We start from the raw sequence: 6,731 nt of genomic DNA on the forward strand, positions 1-6,731 counted from the left end.
AGCCGGGGATGGAAGGAGCGGTCCACCGGTTCGTCCGGTTGTTGCGCCTGCACGGTGTGCGGATCGGCGTGTCGGAAGCCATGGATGCCATGTCCGCGGTCGGCACCGCCGAGATCCTCGCCGACCGTGAACTCATGCGGTCGGCGATGGAGGCGTGCCTGATCAAGGACCGCCGCGACGAGCAGACATTTCACGAGGTGTTCGACAGGTTCTTCTCGCTGCGGCCGGTGCTGGACACCGATGACGGACACAGTCATTCACATACCCACGACGATCTGTCCGACACCGGTGAGCTGGCCGATTACACTCTCTCCGACGAGGTGAGCAACACCCCGCAGCAGGGGCACAGTCACGGCCCGCCGTCCGACATCCGGGAGTATTTCGATCCCGAGGATCTCGCCGAGCAGTACAACCTGCATCAGGAGGCCAACAAACTCGACATGGCCTCGCTGACCGACGAGATCGTGCTGTCGGCGGACTCGGTACCCAATTCGGAGCAGGCCGCGCGGGTGCAGTTGACGGTGTCGCGGTTGCACAATCCCGGCAGGCCGGGGGAGTTGGTCACCGACAACGCGACGCGGCTGGACGCGGAACTGTCGGTGGCGCAGGAGATGGCGTTGCTGGACTGGCTCGACGACGCCGACGGACTGGCGGGACCGCAGCCGGATCGCGAGGAGATCGCGCGTCTGCGCAGTGCGCTGGCCGGGCTGCTCGACGGTCTGCCCGAGAAGCTGCGCGATCACCTCGAACAGCTGATGGCCACCGATCACGAGATCGAGGAACGCGAGATCAAGGCGTCGGTGCGTGAGGCCATTCACGAACACGAACGGGCCAGTCTCGAGGAATCCATCCGGCGGCTGATCCGCAGCCTGCACGGCGCGCCCCGCGCACGTCGCAAGCTCGCCGCCCGCGGCACGGTTGACGCCGCTCGCACAATGCGCGCCAACCTCCGGTACGACGGTGTCCCGTTCCGGCCGATCACCGTGGCCAAGGTGGAGGATCGTCCGTCACTGCTCATCCTCGCCGACGTCTCGTTGTCGGTGCGCAGCGCGGCGCGGTTCACACTGCAGTTGGTGCATGGTCTGCAGAGCATGGTCGCCCATGTGCGCTCGTTCGCGTTCGTCTCCGACCTCGTCGAGATCACCGATCTGTTCGCCGAGCATCCGCCGGAGGAGGCGCTGTCGTTGGTGGTCTCGGGTCTGCCGGCCGGCGGGGTGCTCGACACCGACGCCGACTCCGACTACGGCACGGCACTGCAGACCTTCCTCGACGACTTCGGTGGTGCGATCACGCGACGGACGACGGTGATCGTGCTCGGAGACGGTCGCAACAACGGCGGCGAACCCAATCTCGAGGCGTTCGAGGAGATCACCCGCCGGGCTCGGGAAACCATCTGGATCACCCCCGAACCCAAGTACTCCTGGGGGCTGGGAGCCTGTGACCTCCCCGGGTATGCGACCTTCTGCGATCGGGTCCACGTCGTCCACGATCTGGCGGCGCTCGAGCAGGTCTCCGTAGACGCATATGCGACGTGAGTGTCGGTGGCGCCACGTAGGATTTTCGTCATCTGTCCCCGCGTGACGAGGTGGTGATCGCGAGAATGCGCGCCGACACTGGTGAGCGCCGTGCCGTCACCTCCCGACCGACGATGCCGGTGGCCAAGTTCCATACCCCCGAGATCATCATCGGTCCGGGCTCGCTCGATGAGATCCCCAGGGCGGCAGCAGGTCTGGGAATGCGCCGATTGATGATCGTCTCGGACCGGAACCTGGTCGCCACCCCCTGGTATCCGCGGCTGGCGCAGCGGCTGCGGGCGGCAGACCTGCGGGTCAGCTCGTTCACCGACGTGTCGGCCAATCCGCGGGCGCCGGAGATCTCGCTCGGATTCGAGCACTACGAGCAGACCCGCTCCGAAGGGATCATCGCGTTGGGTGGGGGGTCGGTCATCGACGCGGCGAAGGGCATCGCGATCCTGGCGGCCAACGGCGGCCACATCCTGTCCTATGAGGGCATCGACCGGGCGCGTTTTCCGCTGCCGCCGCTGGTCGCGGCCCCCACCACCGCGGGCAGTGGGTCGGATGTGTCGCAGTTCTGCATCATCAATGACGTCGAACGGATGACCAAGGTGACGATCATCGGCCGGGCGCTGGTTCCCGACGTCTCGGTGATCGACCCGAATCCGTTGGCGACCCTGCCTCCGGAGGTGGCCGGCCAGTCGGGGATGGACGCGATCACCCACTGCATCGAGGCCTACTCGTCGGTTGCGCACACCCGTCTCACCGACCGGTCCGCGCGCAGTGCGATCGCGACGGCCTGGCGGTCCATCGAGCGGTTCGTCGACGATCCGGGCGATCCGGACGCGGGCCTGGAGATGGCCTATGCGGCGTTGGAGGCCGGAATGGCGTTCACCAACGCGATTCTCGGCGCCACCCATGCGATGAGCCATCCCGTCGGCGGGTTGGTCGATGCGCCGCACGGCGCGATCAACGCGGTGTTGTTACCCCACGTCATCCGGTTCAATGCCGAGGCCGACCCGACCCCGTTCGTCGAACTCGCCGAGACCGTCGGCGTCGGAGTGTCGTCGGCACCGGCGGCGACGGCGGAGCGATTCGCCGATGCAGTGGCTGCCCTGTCCGCACGGGTCGGTATGCCGGCGCGGCTGTCGGAGTTCGGGGTGCGTGCCGAGGACATCGGCGCGCTGACCCGCAACGCTCTCGCCGACGCCTGCATGAAGACCAACCCGCGCCGGCCCAGCGCCGCCGACGTGGCACGCATCTACTCCGAGGCATTATGAGCGGGGCATTATGAGCGGGACACCATGAGCGCGCTTCCCGATGCCGATGGCTCCACCCGGTCCGATGCGCGCCACCCCGAGGGGCGTGGCGGCACCCGGGACATCGCTGGCGGTCCGGCCGTGGAGATCGACTCGCTGATCGGCCTGCATTCGGTCAAGGGCTCGCACTATGCGCAGTATCGCGGCGTCGAGGAACGCCTCGGCCGGGTGGTCGGTGCGCTCGACCGCATCTCCCGGGCGCTCGTGCAGACCGGCGAGGGACCGGAGAATCTGGTGCTGTCGGTCGTTCGCGCCGTCGCCGAGCACCTCGAGGCCGACTGGGTCGTCTTCGCGCTCTGCGACGGGGAACTCGACCGGACCGGGCCCCGGCATCTGATGATGTCGGCCGACGGCACCATCTACGCCTTCGAGGGCGTGCAGATGGCACGCACCCCGAGCCACCTGCCCGACGAGGTCCTCAACCGGCTCAACGACATCCTGCGCAACCAGCTCGGCGAGCTCGTCCGCCCGATCGTCGACGACCACCACCTTCATCTGCCCGTCCATCTCGACGGCCGCGTGGTCGGCGGACTGTCGGCGTGGACACCGCCGAGCCACGTCGTCGACTCCGCCGACCTGGTCGTGATGCGGATCCTTGCCCGCCAGGCCGTCGTCGCGTTGCTCAACGCCGCACTGCTGCAGGAGAGTCGCCACCAGCTCGCGCGTGCGGAGGACGCCTACGCCAAGGCCCGTGAGCAGGCCACCGACCTCGCGGTGCAGAACGTCGAACTGCAACGCACCCAACGTGAGTTGTCGGCGGTGATGCGTCAGCGGCTCGTCACCGAGGAACGTGAGCGGATCGCGCGGGAACTCCACGATTCGGTGACGCAATCGGTGTTGTCGGCGGGCGTGCAGATCGAGGTGTGCCGGATGGACTCCGACCCGGAGACCTCCGCGCGCCTGGAGATGGCGGGGACCCTCACCCGAAACGCGGTGGAACAACTACGTTCGGTGATCTATGCACTCAATCAGTCGCCGTCGGTGGACGGACTGAGTCTGGGCGAGGTGCTCGACGAACTGTGCTCCATGCACATGCCCGCCGACCTCGAGACCGATGTCCGGGTGGTCGGCAAACCGCGGGATCTTCCCGATGATCTGCAGCACGCCATTCTGCGGATCGCCGGCGAGGCGTTGTTCAACACCGCGGTGCACGCCGAGGCGACCGCCGCCCGGGTGGTCCTCAGCTACGGCGAGCGCGAGGTGGGTCTCACGGTGGACGACGACGGCAACGGCGATCCCGGGCACATGCGACGGGTGTTGCGTGCTGCCACGCTCGGCGATCTCGCCGGCCGCCACCGCGGGCTGGCGAACATGTCGACGCGCGCTCACGATCTCGGCGGTGAGCTGAGGATTCGGCGCTCGCGTCTGGGTGGGGTGCGGATCGCGGTGGAGATACCCGACGGGGATACCGGACAGCGCGGGGATGGACAGCGGGGTACGGGACGAGTCGAGGCCGCCACGCGGTCCGCCGGAGCCGCGCCCACGGTGGCACAGGAGGTCAGTCGATGAACAACCCGGAGATCGCGACGAAGCCGGTCCGCACGATGCTGGTCGACGACCACGCGCTGCTGCGCGCCGGGATCCGATCCCTGCTCGAACGAGAGCAGTCGATTTCGGTTGTCGGCGAGGCGGATTCCTTTGATCAGGCATTGGCGGAGGTGGCGCGGTCGACCCCCGACGTCGTGGTGGTCGATCTCAAGCTCACCGCCGGTACCGAGTACGAGGGATTGCGGCTGATCACCGAGATTGCCGCCCGACATCCCGAGGTCGCGTCGCTGGTGCTCACGACATTCCTCGACGATGACCTGGTGGTCCGCGCGGTCAAGGCCGGGGCACGCGGCTACGTCGTCAAGGACGTCGACACCACCGAGTTGGTGCGGGCGATTCAGGCAGTGTCGGGGGGTGGTAGCGCATTCGATCCCCGCAGCGCGGCCATCGTCCTGCGGACGGTCTCCGGGGACGGTGGGAGTTCGGAGACCCTCACCGAACGTGAACGCGAGGTCCTTCGTCTTCTCGCCGACGGGATGAGCAACAAGCGGATCGGTCAGACCCTGTTCATCTCCGAATCCACGGTCAAGTTCCACATCCGCAACATCATCCGCAAGCTCGGGGTGACCAAACGGACCGACGCGGTGTACATCGCCAGCAAGCGTGGGCTGATCTGAGCGGTTCCGTATCCGACACGCCTCGCAGCCCGCAGGGCGAACCTGCCGCGGGCGCGAGTCGGCTAGCGGGGATGCGGCGTGAGCACCAGCCATCCGCCGTGGTCATCGAAGATCTCGGCCCCGGCATGGTCGGCCGCGCCGGCCCAGGACCGCAGGTTGTCTTGCGACAGGGTGCTCAAATGTCCGAAGTGCTCGCTCGGGTGCTCCTCATAGGGAATCGCGATCACCACGCGACGCCGTGCGACTCGCAACGCTTCGCCGATCGCGGCGTGGACGTCCTCACCGTCGAGGTGCTCGAGCAGGTGGATGAGCGTGACCGTGTCGACCGAGTTGTCGGCGAGGTCGAGGTGGGTGGCGTCGCCGACCGCCGCGTCGACAGGAGTGCGCAGTCGGCGCCCGGCTGCGGTGAGCAGGGCGATCGCGCCGGCGGAGATGTCACGAGCCGACACCGTCAGACCATCGTTGGCGCACTGCAGTGCCAGAAACCCGAAGCACGAACCCACTTCCAGAACGCTGGAACCGCTGATCAGCGAACGTGCGCGGCGATGGACGGGTGCGAATGCGGCGGTGCCGTCGCCGAGTGCGCGCAACGAGTTGTCGTAGAACGCGGCCCACGCCTGCGCCGGGTCCGGTGAGCTGGTCTGGATGAGCCCTGTCGCGGACTCCTCGAACTCCCACTGTCCGTGGATTGCGCCGGCATCGACGAGAGCGACCAACGCGGTGACCATCGCGTCGTCGGAGATGTCGGCCGTGGTGAAGGTGTGGAGGAGTTCGAGGGACTCGCCACCGACGACATCGTGGTCGCGCCAACCGACGCGGCCCACCGATTCCATGCCATCCGGCAAGGCGGCCGCGTGGCGCACCGAGATCCGTCGATCGGTCGGGAGGCCGGCGCTGATGGTCGGGGCGATCATGTCCTACACGCTATGACCTGCGACTTCGCCGGGGAACTGACCGGTTGGACGGGCCTGCTGACCCAATGGACAGGACCTCCGACGGTCCGGCGTGGCCCAGATCACGCATCGCGACATCGATGGTTTCGCTGAATCCGGCGCCGCCGCCGGTGAGCGACGATCCCTGTGAACTGGGAAAACGGGTCCTGGTGGTGGGCGCGACCAGGCGATTTGATTCCCGATGCTCCGGTGCGTAACTTATTCGAAGTCAGCGCGCCGCGGCGCCGCCCCGGAGGGCCCCGAGAGGGACTCACCAGGGGAGAGGAAACCGGGCCTGCGCAGACCGCCCCCGAGAGATCGATGCGACACACTTGTGTGCCGCGACGATCACCGGGAATGCCGGACCTTCCGATCGGATCACAACCCAAGGGTTGTGAACGGGAAGTAGGCCTGGTACTCTGGAAGAGTTGCTCCGGAAGGGGTTAACATTCTGGAAATAGAACTGGCTCATCGGAGTTCGCCCTGTGTGGGTGGTGTTGGTGGGTGTGTGTTCTTTGAGAACTCGATAGTGTGTTGGTGGATTGTTTGGTGCCATTTTTTTGAATGGTAGTGAACAAATTTTTGTTTTTGGATGCTGCAACCTTGTTGTGGGTTGTGGTGTTTGTGAGTTTGTTTTTTGCCAGTTTTTTGGATTTTTTTGGTCAGGTTCTTTTGTCTCTCTGGCTGAGATTGTGTTGAAACTTTGTGTTTCAGTGTTTTTTCATGGAGAGTTTGATCCTGGCTCAGGACGAACGCTGGCGGCGTGCTTAACACATGCAAGTCGAACGGAAAGGCCTAGCT

At 66.2% G+C, this 6,731-nt stretch carries 5 protein-coding genes and 1 rRNA gene; 5 read left to right on the forward strand and 1 reads right to left on the reverse strand.

Annotated elements, in window-relative coordinates:
* Positions 1 to 8: 8 nt before the first annotated feature.
* The 4 genes from ACWETB_RS12940 (at position 9) to ACWETB_RS12955 (ending at position 4,998) form a co-directional block, all read left to right on the forward strand.
* Complete coding sequence (locus ACWETB_RS12940) at positions 9 to 1,535, forward strand: VWA domain-containing protein (protein WP_449744547.1); 1,527 nt, start codon at positions 9 to 11, stop codon at positions 1,533 to 1,535.
* A 65-nt stretch (positions 1,536 to 1,600) separates the two neighbouring features.
* Positions 1,601 to 2,794, forward strand: a complete 1,194-nt coding sequence (locus tag ACWETB_RS12945; protein ID WP_449744546.1) for an iron-containing alcohol dehydrogenase — start codon at positions 1,601 to 1,603, stop codon at positions 2,792 to 2,794.
* Between the two features lie 24 nt (positions 2,795 to 2,818).
* Positions 2,819 to 4,342 carry a MadS family sensor histidine kinase gene (locus ACWETB_RS12950; protein WP_449744545.1) on the forward strand — a complete coding sequence of 508 codons (1,524 nt, stop codon included), beginning with the start codon at positions 2,819 to 2,821 and terminating at the stop codon, positions 4,340 to 4,342.
* On the forward strand, positions 4,339 to 4,998 hold the full coding sequence (locus ACWETB_RS12955) for a MadR family response regulator transcription factor (RefSeq protein ID WP_348802434.1): 660 nt from the start codon (positions 4,339 to 4,341) through the stop codon (positions 4,996 to 4,998). Before ACWETB_RS12950 ends, ACWETB_RS12955 begins: the two co-directional genes overlap by 4 nt.
* 62 nt (positions 4,999 to 5,060) lie before the next feature.
* On the opposite strand, the gene mftM is transcribed toward ACWETB_RS12955, so the two are convergent.
* Entirely contained in the window at positions 5,061 to 5,912 is an 852-nt protein-coding gene (mftM, locus tag ACWETB_RS12960) for a mycofactocin oligosaccharide methyltransferase MftM (RefSeq protein ID WP_449744544.1), read from the reverse strand.
* A 738-nt stretch (positions 5,913 to 6,650) separates the two neighbouring features.
* On the opposite strand from mftM, the gene ACWETB_RS12965 reads away from it, so the two are divergent.
* Positions 6,651 to 6,731, forward strand: a 16S ribosomal RNA gene (locus ACWETB_RS12965); the annotation flags it as partial.

The sequence above is a fragment of the Gordonia sp. NPDC003950 genome (genome assembly GCF_053605205.1).